The sequence below is a fragment of the Pseudomonas sp. DVZ6 genome (assembly GCF_024259445.1).
Taxonomy (GTDB): domain Bacteria; phylum Pseudomonadota; class Gammaproteobacteria; order Pseudomonadales; family Pseudomonadaceae; genus Aquipseudomonas; species Aquipseudomonas peradeniyensis.
In genome coordinates this window covers 93,808-111,822 of the sequence record NZ_JANCLM010000016.1, presented here as the reverse complement: position 1 = coordinate 111,822, position 18,015 = coordinate 93,808, and the positions used below count along the sequence as shown (strand labels likewise).

General features: G+C 55.6%; 15 protein-coding genes, 1 tRNA gene and 3 pseudogenes. 14 read left to right on the top strand and 5 right to left on the bottom strand.

Annotation, left to right across the window (positions count from 1 at the left end):
* Window positions 1–55 precede the first annotated feature (55 nt).
* Genes yacG through NMG10_RS11865 form a run of 4 tightly spaced genes read right to left on the bottom strand, consistent with a single transcriptional unit; the run spans window position 56 to window position 2,953 of the window.
* On the bottom strand, window positions 56–256 hold the full coding sequence (yacG, locus tag NMG10_RS11880; RefSeq protein WP_011535705.1) for a DNA gyrase inhibitor YacG: 201 nt from the start codon (window positions 254–256) through the stop codon (window positions 56–58).
* Window positions 253–876 carry a dephospho-CoA kinase gene (coaE, locus tag NMG10_RS11875; RefSeq protein ID WP_254464409.1) on the bottom strand — a complete coding sequence of 208 codons (624 nt, stop codon included), beginning with the start codon at window positions 874–876 and terminating at the stop codon, window positions 253–255. The genes yacG and coaE overlap by 4 nt, the downstream gene beginning before the upstream one ends.
* Window positions 876–1,742 (bottom strand): A24 family peptidase, encoded by an 867-nt coding sequence (locus NMG10_RS11870; RefSeq protein WP_254464408.1) that lies wholly within the window; start codon window positions 1,740–1,742, stop codon window positions 876–878. The genes coaE and NMG10_RS11870 overlap by 1 nt, the downstream gene beginning before the upstream one ends.
* Window positions 1,743–1,744: 2 nt before the next feature.
* Window positions 1,745–2,953 (bottom strand): type II secretion system F family protein, encoded by a 1,209-nt coding sequence (locus tag NMG10_RS11865; RefSeq protein WP_254464407.1) that lies wholly within the window; start codon window positions 2,951–2,953, stop codon window positions 1,745–1,747.
* Between the two features lie 227 nt (window positions 2,954–3,180).
* Between NMG10_RS11865 and NMG10_RS11860 the strand changes: the two genes are divergently transcribed.
* From NMG10_RS11860 to NMG10_RS11825, 8 genes and pseudogenes are all read left to right on the top strand, one after another.
* Complete coding sequence (locus NMG10_RS11860) at window positions 3,181–3,591, top strand: pilin (RefSeq protein WP_254464406.1); 411 nt, start codon at window positions 3,181–3,183, stop codon at window positions 3,589–3,591.
* A 58-nt stretch (window positions 3,592–3,649) separates the two neighbouring features.
* Window positions 3,650–3,725: transfer RNA gene (locus NMG10_RS11855), tRNA-Thr, on the top strand.
* A gap of 161 nt (window positions 3,726–3,886) precedes the next feature.
* Window positions 3,887–5,209: an integrase arm-type DNA-binding domain-containing protein gene (locus NMG10_RS11850; protein ID WP_254464405.1), complete on the top strand. Its 1,323-nt coding sequence runs from the start codon at window positions 3,887–3,889 to the stop codon at window positions 5,207–5,209.
* A gap of 897 nt (window positions 5,210–6,106) precedes the next feature.
* Complete coding sequence (locus NMG10_RS11845) at window positions 6,107–7,087, top strand: integrase domain-containing protein (protein ID WP_254464404.1); 981 nt, start codon at window positions 6,107–6,109, stop codon at window positions 7,085–7,087.
* A complete protein-coding gene (locus NMG10_RS11840) occupies window positions 7,084–7,371 on the top strand; it encodes a hypothetical protein (RefSeq protein WP_254464403.1) in 288 nt (95 codons plus the stop codon). The genes NMG10_RS11845 and NMG10_RS11840 overlap by 4 nt, the downstream gene beginning before the upstream one ends.
* Window positions 7,372–7,682: 311 nt before the next feature.
* Window positions 7,683–8,663 (top strand): SIR2 family protein, encoded by a 981-nt coding sequence (locus NMG10_RS11835; RefSeq protein WP_254464402.1) that lies wholly within the window; start codon window positions 7,683–7,685, stop codon window positions 8,661–8,663.
* Between the two features lie 127 nt (window positions 8,664–8,790).
* Window positions 8,791–8,996, top strand: a pseudogene (locus NMG10_RS11830) (IS3 family transposase); the annotation flags it as partial.
* A 66-nt stretch (window positions 8,997–9,062) separates the two neighbouring features.
* Window positions 9,063–10,016, top strand: coding sequence for a DUF2971 domain-containing protein (locus NMG10_RS11825; RefSeq protein ID WP_254464401.1), 954 nt, complete (start codon window positions 9,063–9,065; stop codon window positions 10,014–10,016).
* Window positions 10,017–10,212: 196 nt separating this feature from the next.
* Here NMG10_RS11825 and NMG10_RS11820 read toward each other — a convergent pair whose 3' ends face one another.
* Complete coding sequence (locus NMG10_RS11820; protein ID WP_254464400.1) at window positions 10,213–11,289, bottom strand: HEPN-associated N-terminal domain-containing protein; 1,077 nt, start codon at window positions 11,287–11,289, stop codon at window positions 10,213–10,215.
* A gap of 300 nt (window positions 11,290–11,589) precedes the next feature.
* Here NMG10_RS11820 and NMG10_RS26020 point away from each other — a divergent pair.
* From NMG10_RS26020 to NMG10_RS11795, 6 genes and pseudogenes are all read left to right on the top strand, one after another.
* Window positions 11,590–11,976, top strand: a pseudogene (locus NMG10_RS26020) (integrase); the annotation flags it as partial.
* Window positions 11,973–12,218 (top strand): annotated as a pseudogene (locus NMG10_RS11815) (hypothetical protein); the annotation flags it as partial. The pseudogenes NMG10_RS26020 and NMG10_RS11815, both read left to right, overlap by 4 nt.
* A gap of 464 nt (window positions 12,219–12,682) precedes the next feature.
* Complete coding sequence (locus NMG10_RS11810; protein WP_254464399.1) at window positions 12,683–14,242, top strand: carbamoyltransferase C-terminal domain-containing protein; 1,560 nt, start codon at window positions 12,683–12,685, stop codon at window positions 14,240–14,242.
* Window positions 14,243–14,344: 102 nt separating this feature from the next.
* Complete coding sequence (locus NMG10_RS11805) at window positions 14,345–15,175, top strand: glycosyltransferase family 32 protein (protein WP_254464398.1); 831 nt, start codon at window positions 14,345–14,347, stop codon at window positions 15,173–15,175.
* A gap of 27 nt (window positions 15,176–15,202) precedes the next feature.
* Window positions 15,203–17,317: a family 16 glycosylhydrolase gene (locus NMG10_RS11800; RefSeq protein WP_254464397.1), complete on the top strand. Its 2,115-nt coding sequence runs from the start codon at window positions 15,203–15,205 to the stop codon at window positions 17,315–17,317.
* Between the two features lie 420 nt (window positions 17,318–17,737).
* A complete protein-coding gene (locus tag NMG10_RS11795) occupies window positions 17,738–17,902 on the top strand; it encodes a hypothetical protein (protein ID WP_254464396.1) in 165 nt (54 codons plus the stop codon).
* Window positions 17,903–18,015 lie beyond the last annotated feature (113 nt).

The window sequence follows — 18,015 nt, the reverse complement described above, 5'->3', positions numbered from 1 at the left end:
GCCGCAAAGCGGCCCCAACAACGTCGAACCAATCAGCGTTCTAAAAACGCCTACCTCAATGCCGCGGCTCCAGATCCCCCGAATACAGCTCATCCTCCGACTCTTCCGCCCCCGCGATCTTATGCTCCTCGGCCGCCCAGGCCCCCAGGTCGATCAACTTGCAGCGGTCCGAGCAGAACGGCCGGAACGGGCTCTTCTCCCCCCATTCCACGGGCGCCCCACAGGTCGGGCAATCAACGGTCATCGGCTGGCTCATGGCTGGCCTCCTCGCAAAGTCAGGTAAAAGTGGTGCAGGCGGTCGATCTTGTCGTGCAGCGATTGCAGGTCACGATCATTGACCACCACGTCATCGGCATGGCGCAGGCGCTCTTCCCGGGCCAGCTGGGCCTTGAGAATCGCCTGCACCTGCTCAGGATTGGTGTTGTCCCGTTGCAGAGTGCGCTGCACCTGCAACTCGGTCGGCGCATCGATCACCAATATGCGCTGGGTCTTGCTGAACTGCCCCGACTCGATCAACAGCGGCGACACATACACCGCATAGGGCGTCTCGGCCTTGGCCAGGTAGCTGAAGATCTCCTGGCCGATCAGCGGGTGCAGCAGTTGCTCCAGCCATTGCCGTTGCGCCGGGTCAGCAAAGATCTGCTGGCGCAGGGCGCCACGGTCGAGCTGGCCGTCCTCCAGCAACACGCCGGGGCCGAAGCGCTCGACGATACGGGCCAGGGCAGGGCGCCCCGGCTCGACAACCCAGCGCGCGGCCTGGTCGGCATCGACCAGGTGCACGCCCAGCTCGACGAAACGCTCGGCGGCGGCGCTCTTGCCGCTGCCGATGCCGCCGGTCAGGCCGAGAATCCAGGGGGTGAAAGGCGCTGTGCTCATCAGGTTCCAAGCAGTTGCAGGTAAGAAGCGACTATTTCATCACCCCAGAGCACGGCGATCCACCCCGCAATGGCCAGATAAGGCCCGAAAGGCAGCGCAGCGCCCATTTGCGTGCGCTTCAGACGCACCAGCGTCAGCCCGATCAGCGCCCCCACCAGCGAGGCCAGCATCAAGGTCAGCGGCAAAACCTGCCAACCGCCCCAGGCGCCGAGCATGGCCAGCAGCTTGAAGTCGCCAAAGCCCATGCCCTCCTTGCCGGTCACCAGCTTGAACACCCAGTACACCGCCCACAGGCTCAGGTAACCCGCCACCGCGCCCCACACCGCATCGGCCAGCGGCACCAGCAGCCCGAAGGCGTTGACCACCAGCCCCAGCCACAACAGCGGCAGCACCAGCACATCCGGCAGCAACTGGTGCTCGGCATCGATCAAGCTCAAGCCGATCAGCCCCCAGGTCAGCAGCATCACCGCCAGCGCTTCCATGCCCGGCCCGAAATGCCAGGCCACCAGCAGCGACAGCAGGGCGGTGGCCAGCTCCACCAGTGGATAACGCACACTGATCCGCGCCTTGCACCCCGAGCAACGCCCGCGCAAGGCCACATAACTCAACACCGGAATGTTTTCCCACGCCCGGATCGGGCGCTGGCAATGGGGGCAGCGCGACGCCGGCAAACACAGGTCGAAACGCTCGCGCTCGGCCTGCGGCAGCCCCAGCACCTCCTGCGCCTCCCGCTGCCACTGGCGCTCGAGCATCAGCGGCAGCCGGTACGCCAGCACATTGAGAAAACTGCCCACCAGCAACCCCAGCACTGCGGCCAGGGCATAAAAGAACGGCGGATGATCGATGACGACGGCCCAGGCATTCATGTTCAGATCAGGCTACCCAACTGGAAGATCGGCAAGTACATCGCCACGACAAGGCCCCCCACCAGCAGCCCGAGGATCAGCACGATGGCCGGCTCCAGCAGCGTGGTCAACTGCTCCAGCGCCTGGCTCACCTGCTCTTCGTAATGTAGCGCGGCCTTGTCCAGCATGGTGTCGAGGGTGCCGCTGGCCTCGCCGACCGCCACCAGCTGGCGCAGCAGCGGCGGGAACAGCCCGTCCGCCTCCATCGCCTGTTGCAGGCTGGCCCCATTGGCCACGCCCTGGCGCAACGCCAGGATCGCCCGCTCATGCAGGCAGTTGCCGCTGACCGGCGCCACCGTCGCCAGCGCATCCAGCAACGCCACCCCCGCTGTATAAGAGGTCGCCAAACTGCGCGCAAACCGCGCCAACGCCGCCTGCCCGAGCAAGGTGCCGACCACCGGCACCCGCACCCCCCAGCGCACTATCCACAGCCGTGCAGGCAGATACCGTCGATACACCTCCCGCCCGCCAACCCCCAACACAGTTATCAACAGCACCAGCCACCCCACGTGATTGCCCAGCCCTGTGGATAAATCGATCACCCACTGGGTGAACGCCGGCAGCGCCTTGTCGAAACTGGCGAACAGCCCCTGAAAGCGTGGCACCACCTCCAGCAACAACAACGCCGCCACCGCAAGCCCGGTCAGCAGCAAGAGCGCCGGATACAGCATCGCCTTGCGCACCTTCTGCCGCAGCGCCTGGCGCTTCTCCAGCATCCCCGCCATCTGCTCCAGTTGCCGGTCCAGCGTGCCCGACTGCTCGCCCACCCGCACCAGGTTGCAGTACAGCGCATCGAACCACGCCGGATGCCGCTGCAACGCCTCCGCCAGCCCAAGCCCCGCCGCCACATCCTGTTTCAACCGTGCCAGCAATGCCGCCATGCCGCTGTCCACGGTACTGCGCGCCATCACCTCGAACGCCTGCAACAACGGCACCCCCGCCGTGAGCAAGGTCGCCAGCTGCCGACTGAACCCCGCTGCATCCGCCTTGCCCGCCCGCTGCGGCCAACGCCACTGCAACCCACCCGCCAACCTCACCCGCGTGGCCCGGATGCCCTGGCGTTGCAGCCAGGCCTGCACGAACGCCGGGCTGCGCCCCGGTTGCTGGCCGTGTTGACGAGCGCCGGAGGCATCGATGCCCTCCCAGGCGTAGAGGCGGGTAGACGGTGGCATACGAAGGTCCTTTGCAGTGCGGCGACAAGCCCCGTAACAGCTTGCCGGGCCCGAGGCCGGGCGCGTTTCCATGACGCTCACTAGAGTAGTTCAGCGAAGATGACGCCCTGCCGTGCAGGGGTGACAAAAGGTGTCGGTTCAGGCCTACTGCGCGCCTGCCGGCCGGGGCGCAACCCAAGATGAAATGCGCCGACCGCGCCTCCATGTATTACGAAGGAAGACCGTTCATGAAAGGGCAACGAGGTATCACCCTGATCGAACTGATGATCGTCGTCGCGATCATCGGCATCCTGGCGACCATCGCCATCCCCATGTACACCAACCACCAGGCCCGCGCCAAAGCCGCCGCGGCGCTGCTGGAAATCTCCGCGCTGAAAACGCCGATGGACATCCGCCTGAAGGAAGGCAAGGACGTGCCCGACGTTGCCAGCCTCGGCGGCCAGCCCGCCACCGCCCATTGTGCGATCACCGCCAGCGGTACGGCGGCCGACGGCACCGCCAGCATCGCCTGCACCCTGGCCGACGCACCGGCCAATGTGCTGGGCAAGACCGTGACCCTGGCCCGCACCCAGGCAGGGTGGAGCTGCGTGACCACGGTGGAGGAAGACCTCGCGCCGAATGGCTGCAAGGCGCCGTGAAAGTGAGGTGAAACAGGGGTTTGCGTAACGGACACGGCAATGGTACGTTGCGCAACACGCCGGTGTAGCTCAGTCGGTAGAGCAGCGCACTCGTAACGCGAAGGTCGCAGGTTCGATTCCTGTCTCCGGCACCAGTTCAGGTTCCAGCGAAGGCTACCAAAATCTCTGGAACCCCCGTAAAACCCGCCTTCTGGCGGGTTCTTTCGTTATGGCGTTCCGTCGGATTCCGACAGCTGCCAGCCGATTTAGGGGTAACGTTTGGGATAAAGTCGATTCGATAAAGGGGTTTACCCTTATGGCTCGTACTACTGCTCCCCTGACCGACACCGCCTGCCGCTCGGCCAAGCCTACTGACCGCCCATACAAGCTTTTTGACGGTGACGGTCTTTACCTCCTCGTTTACCCCAATGGCCGCAAAGGCTGGCGCTTCCGGTATGTGAAACCGGATGGGCGCGAGGGACTGACCTCGTTTGGCAGCTATCCCGTCATTGGGCTCGCAGATGCTCGGCAGAAGCGCCTGGGGACTAAGCGGATGCTGGCTGAGGGCATTGATCCGATTGCGTCCAAGCAGCAGGCCAAGGCCGAGGCGGTTGTCAGAGGCCACACATTCGAGCGCGTTGCCTTGGACTGGCATAAGGAAATGTCCGTGAAGTGGGCGCCTGGCCATGCGAGGACCGTGCTCAGTCGTTTGAAGACTCACGTTTTCCCGCTGCTCGGCGCACGCGCCGTCGTTGATCTGGATACCTTCGACCTCATGCAGCCGCTTGAGGCGATCAAGAAACGCGGCACGATCGATGTGGCCTTAAGGGTACAAAACTACCTTCAGAGCATCATGCGTGAGGCGAAGCGGCTGCGGCTGATCACGGTGAACCCTGCGTATGACCTTGAGGGCTTCATCAGCGCGCCACGGGTTACGCATCGGCCCGCACTACCGCTGTCACGCCTGCCTGAGTTGATGGACCGTATCGAGAACTACAAGGGACGTACGCTCACTCGACTGACCGTCATGCTGTCCCTGCATGTGTTTGTCCGGTCCAGCGAATTGCGCTTCGCACGTTGGAGTGAGTTCGACCTGAAGCGCGGTATATGGGAGATACCTGATACGCGGCCCGCTTTGGATGGCGTCCCGTATTCGACCAGAGGCACGAAGATGGCGGGCGACATCCATCTGGTCCCTCTGTCACCGCAAGCGGTGGCGTTGCTCGAACAGATTCACGCGATCACGGGGTACTTCGATCTGGTGTTCACCAGTGACGCTCGCTCGTGGAAGCCTATGTCCGAGAACACGGTCAATAGCGCTTTGCGGAACATGGGCTACGACACCAAGACCGAAATCTGCGGGCATGGCTTTCGGTCCATGGCGTGCAGTGCCTTGGTCGAATCCGGGCTGTGGTCAGAGGCCGCTATCGAGCGGCAGATGAGCCACCGGGAGCGCAACAACGTTCGGGCGGCGTATATCCACAAGGCCGAGTTCCTGGAGGAACGGCGAATGATCATGAGTTGGTGGAGCCGTTACCTCGAAGCGAACCGGCAGGAGCATATCTCGCCGCATGAGTTCGCGAATCAGACCGGGGCAAACGTATCGAGCCTTAGAGCAAGGCGTGGCGCAGTCGAGTGAGCGCACGGCTTTGAAAGTTCGGTGATCCGCTTTTCATGCGGGTCCATCCAAACAGGGCTGCAAAGCCGCCCTGTTTGGATGGACCTCACCTAAAAAATCAAAAACACCAAATCGGCCACTGGAAACCACGGGATTCCATACACGGCCCATGCCATTTTCAACCACAAAATCCTGCAGGCGAGTCGCTTGACCCCCTCGGATTGCGGGCGTAGAAAAGACAGTGCAAAGGCTGTCGTTGACAGCACCCCAGGTGACCCGAGCCTTCAAGGTCACGCCGCTCCTGCGGTGGTTCTCCCCAAGGGCGATTAGCATTCGGCAGCTCGCCCGGTCACTACCCATGTGATGAATGCTCTTACACATATAGCGCTCGTGCGCCAGATACTCCGTACCTCGCTGCCCTGCAGCAACCTATCCGCTTGGCCGAAATATTGCGCCAACCTGTGCCCGTCTCTTTCTTCTGGAAAGAGACGGGCACTTCTACCACTGCTGCAGCCTTGATCGCACAAGGCTTTGCGGCATTCCCCCTCGTGACAATCGGCGTGACAAACGCCGATGTCACCAGCAACAGCCATGTAGATGATGGTGCCGCAGACCAAGGAATGGACTGCACCTGACTGACAGTCAGGCATGCCCCGGTCATCGCATTGCTGCTTGCACATGGCTCAGGATCTTCAGGCGCAGGTCTCGTCAGCCAGCGCTGCCTCCACCCGCCCACCGGTAACGGTGTTCAGGAGGCCAGATCATGAGATGCCCTTGCTCTTGTTCGTAAAGAGCCGCCAGTCCCGCGTTAGAGGACATCCCCACAGGTCGCAGGGGCCTTGATCCCTGATAACACTCAGCATTCTTGGCGGGATGACGTGGGGCGAGGGTCGGAGAACAGGCAGTGAGGTGATCGACATGGCATTGGTAGGTAGGCGCGACGGTCGAAATTTTGGCTACGGCAGGCAGTTGAGCTACGCCGGGCCGCAGGCGCTGAAAGACATGTTCGGCGGTGGCCACTACGGCACGGTCAAGGCGCACAGCGATCGGTGGCAGGCATTCGTGAAGTGGTGTCGTTCTGAGGAAGGGCCCGGTATCAATGATGCGCGGCGGATTGATCGGAAAGTGTTGGCCGACTATGCGGCGTATCTGTGCGGCGTGGTTGGGCGAGGTGACCTTGCCGTCAGCACCGCACAAAACCGCCTATCTAGCGTGAACAGGACCATGGCGGCGCTTCGCGGTGATCAGCACGTGAAATTGCCAAGCCCGAGCAAGGCGTTGGGTATGCGGCGTACCGGGGTTCGACAGTCGGTGCCGCAGGGCCAAGACCGCGAACAGGTTAAGCAGATCGTCGATGCGCTTTGCCGCCATCATCAACAACGGTCAGCCGCGATTGTTCTGTTGGCGCGAGCCACCGGCATGCGCTTGCGTGAGGCTATCTTGGCTGACCTGCCACGGCTAAGCCGTGAGGCTAACGACCTTGGAAGAATTAACATTCAGGATGGCACCAAAGGCGGCCGCGCCGGCGCCTCGGCGCCACGTTGGATTGCGGTGGACGACCATGTTCTAGATGCACTTGAGTTTGCACGGCAGATGTCGCCAGCGGGTAGCCGCAATCTGATTGCGTCACACGAAAGCTACCTAAGTCTGCAGCAAGAAATCATCTGCCCTGCGCGGGCAATCCTGCAAGCACACAACCTCAAAGGCTTCCATGAGCTACGAGCGGCGTACGCATGTGAACGCTATGAGCAAATCAGCCAGCATCCCACGCCTATCAACGGCGGCCAATGTTACCAGGTCGATAGAAGCCTTGATCGTGAGGTCCGGAGGCAAATCAGCTATGAGCTGGGACACGGGCGGATCGACGTGGTCGCTGCCTACATTGGAGGGCGCGTATGAGCAAGTCATTCGACATGGAGCTGTTCTTGTCTGCGATGCTGACGGGGTCCTTCGCAACCCAGCAGCGTCATTTACGTCAAGCAAAGCTCATCCAAGCTGAGATATCTAAACGCTGGCAGCTGGAGACACCTTGGGCTTGGCAGAGAAAACATGTGATTTGGTTTCTTGAGCACCGACTAGCTGGGCGATGCGCGGCGACTCAGTACTATTACCTGCTGACCGTGCGGCTGCTAGCTCGTCGTCTAGAAAAGCCGTGGATCTTCAAATGGCAAGCTAAGAATTGATGGATTACGACCCACCGCTTTTGACCCACAGCTGTTTTTCGCGAGCGGTAGCTTCGGAGCCAGCTTGATTCGAGAAGTGCACACCTTAACCGTCGAGTAAAGCCCCCTCGAAATGGCGGCACGGACCGAAGCTCCAGGTAAATAGCTTGTCCAAGGACAAGCTTGAGGGATAGCATCGTGCCATCGTTTACAGAGATGCTCCGAGTGACCGGTCAGCCCCGCAATTTTTCCTCCTCGCCATCGCTGCGTTATCGCAATAGGCGTGAACCGGCAACGCGCTTTCTTTAGGTTATAAGGATAAGTAACGCGTATTGCAATGGATTTCCAGAGAACTAGCGCCTAACAACTCGCTGCTGGTGCAGTCTCCCTGGATTAATGCTTTATTTTTAGTAAGGTTGAAAATGAAAAACACAGTCTTTTTTGGAAATGGAATAAATAGGCTTTCAACCAATGCAGTAAGCTGGGATGACCTGCTAGATGAAATTAAAGGTGAAAATAGCTTCTCTAATGGATCATTGCCAAATACGATGGTGTATGAAAGAATATTCATGGCGGAACACAAAGCAAGCGAAAGCGAAAAAGTTGATGAGCTGATCATTAAAAATAAAATTGCTAGCGCCCTTGCGGGGCAAGAGTCAAATGATGTTTTTAAGTTGCTTGGGGATATGGACTTTGAGCACTATCTTACGACAAATTATGACTATGCGCTAGAGAAGGCCCTGGGCGTTGATTCGGAAAAGTTGAGCTCTGAAGAAATATATAGCCTTAGAAGAAAGCGCAAGTATGAAACTGGTGGTGGCACCAAATATTTGTGGAATATTCATGGTGAAATCGATAGTCCGAAATCAATAATGCTTGGGCTGGATCACTATTGCGGCTCAGTTAGCAAAATAGATGCATATGTAAAAGGCAACTATAAATACTCTGTAGATGGAGAAATAATTTCCATTAAACCCATGAAGTTCAAGCTGGAGAAAGATAGCTTTTGCTACACTTCTTGGGTTGATCTATTTTTCTCTACAAATGTCCATATAGTCGGTTTTTCCCTAGATTACAGCGAGACGGATCTCTGGTGGGTCTTGAATAAGCGTGCCCGGTTCGTGACTGAAAATTTAGTCAAAAACAACATTTTCTTTTACGTGAATGATATCGATGAGCAAAAAAAAGATTTGCTGGAGTCCTTTGATGTCAAGGTTGTAGTGACAAAAGTCATTGATAAAGACTACGAAGGCATGTATCGCAGTGCGATTTCCAAAATGCTCCTCCCACAAATTTCGATAAGAGCGGCATAAATATAATAAGCGGGCGATATTCGCTTCGGGATAAAGCATCGCCAGAAGCGCTGGGCGCGACATATCCCCTTGAGTCGGCTCCCAGTCTTGAGAGTTTTTAAGTGCCTGCATTTGGCCGAAGACTGAGCAGCGTGTCCATGAAGACGAACAGAGTGCTGAGATTCGTCGTCTACTTGCTGAGCTAAAACGAATGGCGGAGGAGCGGGACATCAAAAAGGCCGCCGAGTACTGTGCCAAGGAGTGTTTCCGAAGTGTGCCTTTATTAAGTGGCTTGCGGGTAACTACGCCTTTCAAAGGCATTGCCTGATGCTAAAGGTTAATCCCTGCGGCCACTAATTCGAGGTAATTAAAATATGTGTGAATGTATTGGCAAAAAACTCAAACAAATAAGGCTATAATTTGAACGATAAAGGCAAGTATTCAGCTGATAAAGATGATGTGATGTTCTCTCGCGAGGCAGTTATTGAATGCCCCCACATGATGGTTCTTCTAGGGTATTTGAGCCAGAGCCACGACACCCCTAAATATGGGTGGAAAAAAAATGGACTTCGTTACCACTACACTGATGCTGCGGGGTTGTTGGGTATTATTCAAAATGGCCGATTGTGGGCAACTGATCTACGTTTCCTGAATGATCCCTCAGAGGGGACCTACTTGCCCGAAAGGCTACTGGAACTAATGGCCCTCAAACCAGGTGGTATTAATGATATTGAGCAGAAAATTATCGAAGGTGTAAAAAATGCTCTCCTGTCCCCACGCTCAAATTATCCTGCCTTCTGCGTTAGCCTTTCGGCGGATGGTGATCTGCTTAGCCAATGGAGGGGGTATGGAGACTTCGGTAAAGGCTACGCGATTGGGCTAAATCTTGGTTTCGATTCAGTACATCCACAAGTAGCTAATTTTTATGATGTAGTTTATGGGGATGATCAATTTATGGATCTCGCTGTTGATCTTCTTGACCTTTTTGCGTCGGCCACTCCCAAATGGAGCGATATGATGTATGGGGAGTGGGCAGCCACATTAAGCGTTATTGCTAAATCTTTCAAGCATCAAGGCTATAGTGAAGAGCAAGAAAGCCGTCTAATATGCAGTCGCAGCGGCGACGGTGTTGACCTCTTTACGAATGAACTCCCACTAAAGTTTAGAGCAAAGGGGAGTGATCTGATACCTTATATTCCAATGTCATTAGGTTTGCTTGCAGACGGGGATGAACCTAGATTGCCTATACAACGCATTGTTGTAGGTCCCGGTGTCAACTTCGAACGCAATTATTCGTCTATTGCAGACTTGCTAAAAGCGAACTCCTATGAGAATGTAATAGTTGAGCGTTCAGCCATTCCATTCCGACCTTGAATGTCTACGCGTTCGGACCCACCCTTATCATATCTATCCCACGACAGAGAGGGCTAGGCTAATTGCAGTCTGTCGCGAAAGCAGACCAATGGACTGCCCGCTACCAACCCATTGCAGACATTCATAGCCGTAAATCTAAATAGCCCGCTTAGAGACACCTATATCCTTTGACAGCTACGGTAACCGCTGAGATGGATTAGCTCAGAGAATGCATGATGGCGCCGAGAAATTGGAGGGGCGACAGCCCATTGGGGGAATCTGATGGGGAAGGCGCGTTCAAAGTGTCAATGAATAGAACGACGTTCTTCGCCCCTGGCGACGCTACGCTGCTGTAGAGCACTCCATCGATGCTGCCGTTTGTAAAGGGATAATCTCTCAAGAACTCGGTCACAATCTGCGAAGGAACGTATTCGACGTGAGCCAACTGATCTCTGCCCACTGGCTGCATGATCTCGTTGGCGAAATGATTGAGGAAGCTGAGCTGCATCGCCGAGTCACGCCTAGTGTCAGCGAAGTAGCCGGGCTCAGGGGGAAGCTGAGTGAGATCAAGCACACGCAGAGGCAGTGTTGTGGTGAATCGTCCTAGGGCCGCCTTCGTCGCTTTTACTTCTTTGACAGCGGTGCTCCGTTTGAACGCTGCATAGAACATCGGAACGCCTGCTGGATTCATGCGATTGTTCTGGCAAACGTAGTTAGGCGGAGGTCCGAAAGCGTCGGCAGAATGCTTTGGATGTTCAAGGTCATCCCGGGCTCGGTAGAGCTTGGTGCCAGGGTTGATAATCTTGATCAATTTTTGCTTTTCAGAAAAAGTGGCAATGGTATGCAGAATTGCCAATGGTGAATGCGAGTCGCGGTCCTCGGGGTCGTGGCCTTGGTCTTGGAAGAAAAATCTTCGCTTGTGTTTAACGACTTCGCAGAACCGAGCCCAACTCGAAATCATGGCGACATCTTCATCTAGCGAGAGCCAGTCGTAATCACACCAGATCTCATCGCCAATTCCTCCTACGATCGCGTAACAAAGGCTGCTGTTTCGATCCAGAGGAAGATCAAGACACATTTCGTCAAACACGATGTCGTAGGTGTCCCAGGTTCGCCCTTGGTAACCGCCCTCTGCGCTTTCATATGGCAACTGGTCTACGGCCCGGCCCCAATATTGGCAGATGCAGAATTCGATGTACTCGCAAAGTTCTGAGAGCTCGACCGTTGGCGCATAGAATGTTCTGCAGTAGTCGCAGCCGCGCGGGCCGCCCTTTGCGCGAATCCAGCTCTTCAAGTCATTATCCCCGATACAGCGGGTACACACTCTGTTCATGCAACTGCTTCCGGTAGTGGTGATGGGGTAGTTTACCTTTGTGGCGGCATCCGAACGAGCCCAGTTTCTTCCTACAAGGATTTTCCTTTATTCCTCTCTCTGAAACATTAAGTTGTGCAGCGCACAGCGATACGCGGGCGGCAACGCTAGCACTTTACTGACTCTTAACGGCAACGGCGGCACCAGTAAGCAGTCGGAACAAGGAGGCGAGCCCGGCGCTAACTCCTAGCTCTGAATAGGCGCGCCTTCCTAGGCAGGATCGGCACCAAAGGTGGCCGCGCCGGCGCCACGTTGGATTGCGGTGGACGATCATTTCGAGGTGCGCTTGGATTTGCACGGCAGGTGTCGCCTGCAGTTAGCCGCAACCTGATTGCGCCGCACCAAAGCTATCTGAATGTTCTTTAAGAAATCATTTGCCCTGCGCGCGCCATCATGCATGCACACAACCTCAGAGGCTTCCACGAGCTCCGTGCGACGTACGCATGTGAGCGCTATGAGCAAATCACCCAGCACCGGGCGCCCATCAACGGCGGCCAATGTTGTCAGGTAGATAAGAACCTTGATCGTGAAGTTCAGAGGCAGATCAGCTGTGAGCTAGCGCACGGTCGGGTCGATGTGATCGCTGCCTACGTAGGAGGTCGCAGATGAGTAAGGTATTTGAAATGGAGCTACGGTACTGACTGGTTCGTTCGCAACCTGGCAACGCCATTTACGGCAACCAAAGCTCATCCAAGCTGAGATATCTGAACGGTGGCAGTTGGAAACACCTTGGGCTTGGCAGAGAAAGCATATGACTTGGTTTCTTTGAACACCGATTAGGTGGGCGAAGCGCGGTGATCCGTTACTACTACCTACTGACAGTGCGGCTGCTAACTAGTCGTTTAGAAAAAACCGTGGGTTTTCAGGTGCTAAGCGCAGATCTGATTGAATGTCACGACCGAGCGCTTTCGACTCCAGGGGCAGTCACGCAGGGTTAGCAGTCCTCTTTTGAAGCTTGAGGGTATCTACAGAAGCAGGGGGACTGATTTGTGCGGCTTGGCTTGCAGAGCGGGTTTCTTGCAGCCTCTTCGGATCTATCCCGTCTGACTAAAATCCAGCATCGCCATTCTGTGAGTCATTGGCATAGGCGAGATGCGGTTCCACTCGCGATGTTGAGCGAGCCGGCATAACTAAAATTGTGGTACGGTCCTACGCTGCTACATAAATGGTGCGTGGAGCGCTCACCCCAGCAGGGGGGAGCGAAATCACGCAAATGGGTGTTTATGGATGACGGGATTGCCACCGCGTGAAAATTCTCTCGTATAACCCGGGCCACGATGGCGCTATCGCACTACTTCAAGATGGACGTTTAATAATGTCTATCGAAGCGGAAAAAAATTCAAACTATCGATATTCATCACTTGCTATCCCGGATGTTCTGGATGCAATCGGTGAGCTAGAGGATATCCCAGATGTCATTTGTGCTGGAGGATGGTGGCCTCGTGATCATAATGAATATCTATTTGGATCGAAAACGAATGTTGGATATCGTGGTGTTTCCGATACCGATTTCATCATGAGCCAAAGACGTTTCCTAAAACGAGATGTGAAGTATTTTTCATCTTCGCATGAACGCGCACACTTACTTTGTGCCTTTGGTATGTCGGCTTTCCCAAAAGGAACCCCGTGCTATGCATTAGTGTGGGAGGGCGGCCTCGGTGCTTTTTACGAGATCGATTCACAACTGAACATCACACTGGTTGCCGACGTTCTAGATCAGCCGGGAAATCGCTACGGTCTGCTCTATGGATTGGCAGATCCGACCTTTCCAAAATCTGGAGCGTATCCCCGGCACTCAGATGCAGGGAAACTCATGGCGCTGGCCTCATATTCGAATCGGAGCACGCCTTCCTCTGAAGAGAAGAAGTTGATTCATTTTCTACTAGATGGCCCGTGCCAAGCTCTCAGTTCCTATGAGGGCATTGAGAGCGCGCCTCACTTCAATGTGGGGCTGGAAGACCATGAGTTTAGAAATTTTGCGGGGATTTATAGCGATGCGTTATTCGATATCTTCTATCGTTTTGCAAAAAATCACTTGAAGAAGAAGCTTCCACTGATCATTTCCGGTGGATGCGGGTTGAATTGCGACTGGAACACGAAATGGATGGAGACTGGTCTTTTTTCGGAGATATTCGTGCCTCCGGTCGCCAACGATTCCGGCGCCGCGATAGGCACGGCCGTCGATGCGCAGTTCCGGTTTACTGGCAATCCGAAGATCGAATGGGATGTCTATGCTGGATTGGCGTTTGGTGCTCTAGGCGCATTCAATGCTGAGAGATATGACATCCGAGATGTCGATTCCGCTGCAATTGCCGATATGCTGGCGAGCGACCTCATTCTCGGATGGGTAAATGGTCGATACGAAATCGGCCCACGCGCACTTGGCAACAGGTCTATCTTGGCTGCCCCGTTCCGAGATAGCACTCGAATCCGACTGAACGAGATCAAGCAACGCGAACAGTTCCGTCCGATTGCTCCTGTATGCCTCCAGGATGATGCAGAGAGATGGTTCGGATGCGCACACGAGAGTCCACACATGCTTTTCACTCATCGTGCAACGACGAACGCCCTAGCAGCGGTCACGCATGTGAATGGGACGGCCCGTATCCAGACCGTCACCTCTAAAACCAACAAAAGACTTCATGATCTGCTTGTCGCGTTTAAAAATCGCACTGGGTATGGAGTGTTGTGTAACACGTCCCTAAACTTCAACGGGAAAGGCTTCATCAACAACATTACTGATCTCGCTTCCTACAGCGTGGAACATGGATTGGACGGGTTCGTGGTTGAAGGGCGGGCGTATCTGCTAAAGAATTCCCAGCGATATCAAACATACAAGGCGGTCGCGGACTCTTCAGCTTTGGCGACCCGCTAACCGGGCAAAGCCTAGCGCTAGTTGCGCCACGCGTCACTGCGGAAGGGGCATCAATCGGATGCCCCAATCCGATGTATGACCCTTACTGAGTAAGCGAACAATATGGATTCATCCCCACTGGGATTCGAGGAGGACGATCGTCTGCGATCCACCTTTATCCGAAACCTCACGCTGCATCAGCTGGACCGCTCGGCAGCTTCGAGTGTTGTCGGATCGAGCCTGGCTTCGAGTATTCCGAAGACACTCGTACAATACTGGCACGATCCGCATGATGTGCCGGACGACGTTCAAGACTGTATAAACAGTTGGAAGAGGCTTAGTGCGGAGGGCTTTGCGTTCCGGATGTTTAACGACGTATCCGCTGCCGAGTACATTACTGAGTGGTATGGAGTTTCGGAGCAAGAGGCATTCGCGCGATGCCGGCATCCGGCAATGCGCTGTGACTATCTGCGGATGTGCGTCTTAGTTGCAGAAGGTGGACTGTATGTCGACGCAGATGATGTACTGCTTGGAGACAACTGGAAATACCTTTTCCATGACAGCGCACTTAAGGTACAGCCGCTTTGCTACGACATTCCATCTTGCAGCATGGTGCCAGCGTCAGAGATCTGGCGAAGTGATCTACCGACAGATGAGCGCATATTTTATGTCAACAACGATCCAATAGCTGCGCCAGCCAATCACCCCGTTCTCAAGCGAGCACTGTCTCGCTCGACCGAGAAGCTTTTAAGCAAGGGTCGCTTTCTAGAGATACAAGAGACGACGGGTCCAGGAAATCTCACCGCATCGTTAGCTGCGCACGCACATGATCTGCTGATTAGGGGGGCTCCCCCCGATTTTGAGTTGTTAAATAACTGGGAGGCCATTGCGGAAACACGTTGGGACCTTTCTTACCGCAACGACGCCCGTAACTGGCGCAACATGGACTCTTAATGAGGCTATCTGGAGAAGGAAGTTTCGATGAATCTTAGGGACGCCTCTGGCATATTGCGTGGGATAGCATTTCGTTTGCAACGTGCCATAGCGAGCATTTTCCCGGGTGGGAAAATCTCGGCCTTTGGTACGGGCGAAGGACTGATCAACTCGATTCTAATCGTCAACCTTGACCGGCAACCGCGTAGATGGCGGCGCGTGGTCCGAGAACTCCGGCGGTTCCGAACGGCCGACGATGTTTCCCTTGCCTCTATAGCTCGACGATTCGCGGCAGTGGATGCTCGCGACGGCCGCGCCGTCGCCGCAACAGCCGATGTCGACTCGACATACCGCATTGGTGACCAACTTTACGTCCAGCCGGATGCAAGGCTTGAGGAGTGCTTTCACATCAACGAGCCGGTAAAAATGACGCGGCAGGAGATAGCTGTAGCGAGGTCGCACGTGGAGGTTTGGAAGACCATCGCATGCGGGGCAGACAAATATGTGCTGGTCCTCGAGGACGACGTTTGGTTCAAGACAGGCGCAGCGGCCGCAATCTCCTGTGGTTGGCGTGCCGCCATTCAGCGTTGTTTTGCTGAAGGAGGTCCGCGTTTGTTGTACCTGTCTTATGAAGATGCCGGGGGAACAGCAGAACGTGTTGACCTCTGCGATGCTCTTTTCCGACCGGTGAGGGGACTTTGGTTTCTCTCCGGCTACATCTTGTCTCGTGAAGGTGCGGCGGCTCTGCTACGGGCAATGCCCGTGATTGGCCCAGTGGACATGTGGTTAAACTATCGCTTTGGTGAGCTCGGAGCACTTGCCCTCTCCTCGCCGGTTATATTACAGCGACAGGACAGCGGCTCGGACAACTCCTATTCCGTGCTTCCTTACCTAGCGCGAGCGGGGATTATTGATGCAGGCTCGGGCCCTATGGCACCCGAGCGGGCGGGGGCTGTGTCGGTATTGGCCTGGACTACCCGCGGCGAGCATGAAGCGCTCGCAATGGCTCTGTCGATGTTGGGGTTGCGAGTGCGGGTGTTCGATGGTGATGAAGAAGCTATTCGCCCGCGGGACTTGTGGGAGCTTTTCGAGATGTTCGACGCCCTCGTTGACGCTCCACTAACGCCGGAGGCGATGGAAGCTGCAACCGCAAGAACTGACGTTAGGTTTCTCATGGAAGCGAAAACAGTGTTTCGGTCCGAGACACGGCAGGGGGCTCTACCGCCCTCGCGCACCGCGATTCTGTCGTGTGACGAGTCAGACAGTGGATTGTGGGAGCCGCTGTGCAGTCTTCTCAGCCTCACCGAGCCCGTCCAGTCGTTCCCTGTTGGAACGCCACGGTGCCTGAGGATGTTTCGAGACGGTAGAGCGGATGGCGCGCACGGGATTGCTCCGTCGCATCCCCAGCAAATTTCTTTGCTAGATGAGTCACCTTGGGTCCTCCCGGCAAAATATGGGTGGCAGCCCAGAGTACCCTCGAATCGCCCCATACATCCTGTAGGGGAACTGCTCGTTTTCTCCGAAATGACTACACCGACCTCGTCTTTTCCCGCGCTCGTGGAGACTTTCCCGGGGAATTTGGTCTCGTTTTCCCACGATGCTCTCGTTCATGATAAAGACGGTGCCCATCTCATCATTAGCAAGGTTGCCACTGGAACCAGGCAGTACCGTTCGGGAGCCTTCGCGTCAAAACAATTGTTCGGCTATGGTCGCTTTGAGGCTCAGATAAAGGCCGCCAGCGGCTCCGGCCTTATTACTGGCTTTTTTCTTCACCGAGATGCACCAAGGCAAGAGATTGATGTAGAACTGGCAGGCGATGATCCTCGAAGCATGCTGGTAAACGTCTACTTCAACCCAGGTGACGATGGTGCAGCAATAAACTTCGGCTATAGGGGTTCGCCTTGTCGTATCGACCTCGGCTTCGATGCTACTTCGGACTTCCATGTTTACACGATTGACTGGCGGCCGGACCGTATCACGTGGTTAGTGGACGGCCACGTCGTGCATGAGCGTGTAGGGTGGGACCCTACTCCAATTCCACATCTTCCAATGCGACTACACGCAAACCTCTGGGCTCCTCGGTCCGAAGAACTCGCCGGACGGCTCGATCCGCATGCCCTGCCAGCGACAGCGATCTTCAAAAAGGTTTCGGTGTGGGCGTGACTCCAATCGTGGTTACACAGCGGTATGCGCAAAGTGAGGTAAAAACCCGCTCGCTGGAGCGGCCTTCAGCTTGATTAATATCTCGACATTCCCGTGGGTCGCTTGAGGCGGGCTTTGGCTCACGGGGAGCAGAATGCATCAGCACCTTCCATCATCCTGTTAGGGTTTTTCTCACGGCGTTTCGCAGCCTAGAAACAGGCTGAGGATAATTTTAGAGATAAAGAATTGTACCCTGAAGAATAATACCCATTGAATTCAGCCGCTTTCGTGTTGATACGATTCCTGTCTCCGGCACCAAATTGTCGATAGTGTTCAGTTACTCTATCGGGCTGATGAACCGCCTTCGGGCGGTTTTTTGCTTTTTAGATCGGGCAAGGCGTTTCGCCTACGAGTGGCTGGTCGCTACGCTTGGGGGTATCCATGAATCTGTTCAAGTCGCGTTCTGAGAAGGTCAAAAGCCCCTTCGCTGAGTTCATTCGCAATGCGAAAGCTGACGAGAAGAAGCGCGTTTACACAGCCGTCCTGGTTGAGGCTACTAAGCGACAGAACGAGATCATGGTTGCAGCCCAAGAAAAGAGCGTATGATCAAAAATGCGTTACACGAAGCCCGGCTAAAAGTCGGGCTTCTCTTTGGAAAGGAGCGAAGGGTAGTCCATGTGGTGGCTGTGATGCTGATTGTGCAATGAAGTTATGGCTGA

Excerpts from the sequence above, each read along its gene's own strand:
- coaE (WP_254464409.1), bottom strand. The coding sequence starts at position 876 with ATGAGCACAGCGCCTTTCACCCCCTGGATTCTCGGCCTGACCGGCGGC.
- yacG (WP_011535705.1), bottom strand. The coding sequence starts at position 256 with ATGAGCCAGCCGATGACCGTTGATTGCCCGACCTGTGGGGCGCCCGTG.
- NMG10_RS11845 (WP_254464404.1), top strand. The coding sequence starts at position 6,107 with ATGGCATTGGTAGGTAGGCGCGACGGTCGAAATTTTGGCTACGGCAGG.
- NMG10_RS11805 (WP_254464398.1), top strand. The coding sequence starts at position 14,345 with ATGGATTCATCCCCACTGGGATTCGAGGAGGACGATCGTCTGCGATCC.
- NMG10_RS11840 (WP_254464403.1), top strand. The coding sequence starts at position 7,084 with ATGAGCAAGTCATTCGACATGGAGCTGTTCTTGTCTGCGATGCTGACG.
- NMG10_RS11800 (WP_254464397.1), top strand. The coding sequence starts at position 15,203 with ATGAATCTTAGGGACGCCTCTGGCATATTGCGTGGGATAGCATTTCGT.
- NMG10_RS11810 (WP_254464399.1), top strand. The coding sequence starts at position 12,683 with ATGTCTATCGAAGCGGAAAAAAATTCAAACTATCGATATTCATCACTT.
- NMG10_RS11870 (WP_254464408.1), bottom strand. The coding sequence starts at position 1,742 with ATGAATGCCTGGGCCGTCGTCATCGATCATCCGCCGTTCTTTTATGCC.
- NMG10_RS11850 (WP_254464405.1), top strand. The coding sequence starts at position 3,887 with ATGGCTCGTACTACTGCTCCCCTGACCGACACCGCCTGCCGCTCGGCC.
- NMG10_RS11795 (WP_254464396.1), top strand. The coding sequence starts at position 17,738 with ATGAATCTGTTCAAGTCGCGTTCTGAGAAGGTCAAAAGCCCCTTCGCT.
- NMG10_RS11860 (WP_254464406.1), top strand. The coding sequence starts at position 3,181 with ATGAAAGGGCAACGAGGTATCACCCTGATCGAACTGATGATCGTCGTC.
- NMG10_RS11865 (WP_254464407.1), bottom strand. The coding sequence starts at position 2,953 with ATGCCACCGTCTACCCGCCTCTACGCCTGGGAGGGCATCGATGCCTCC.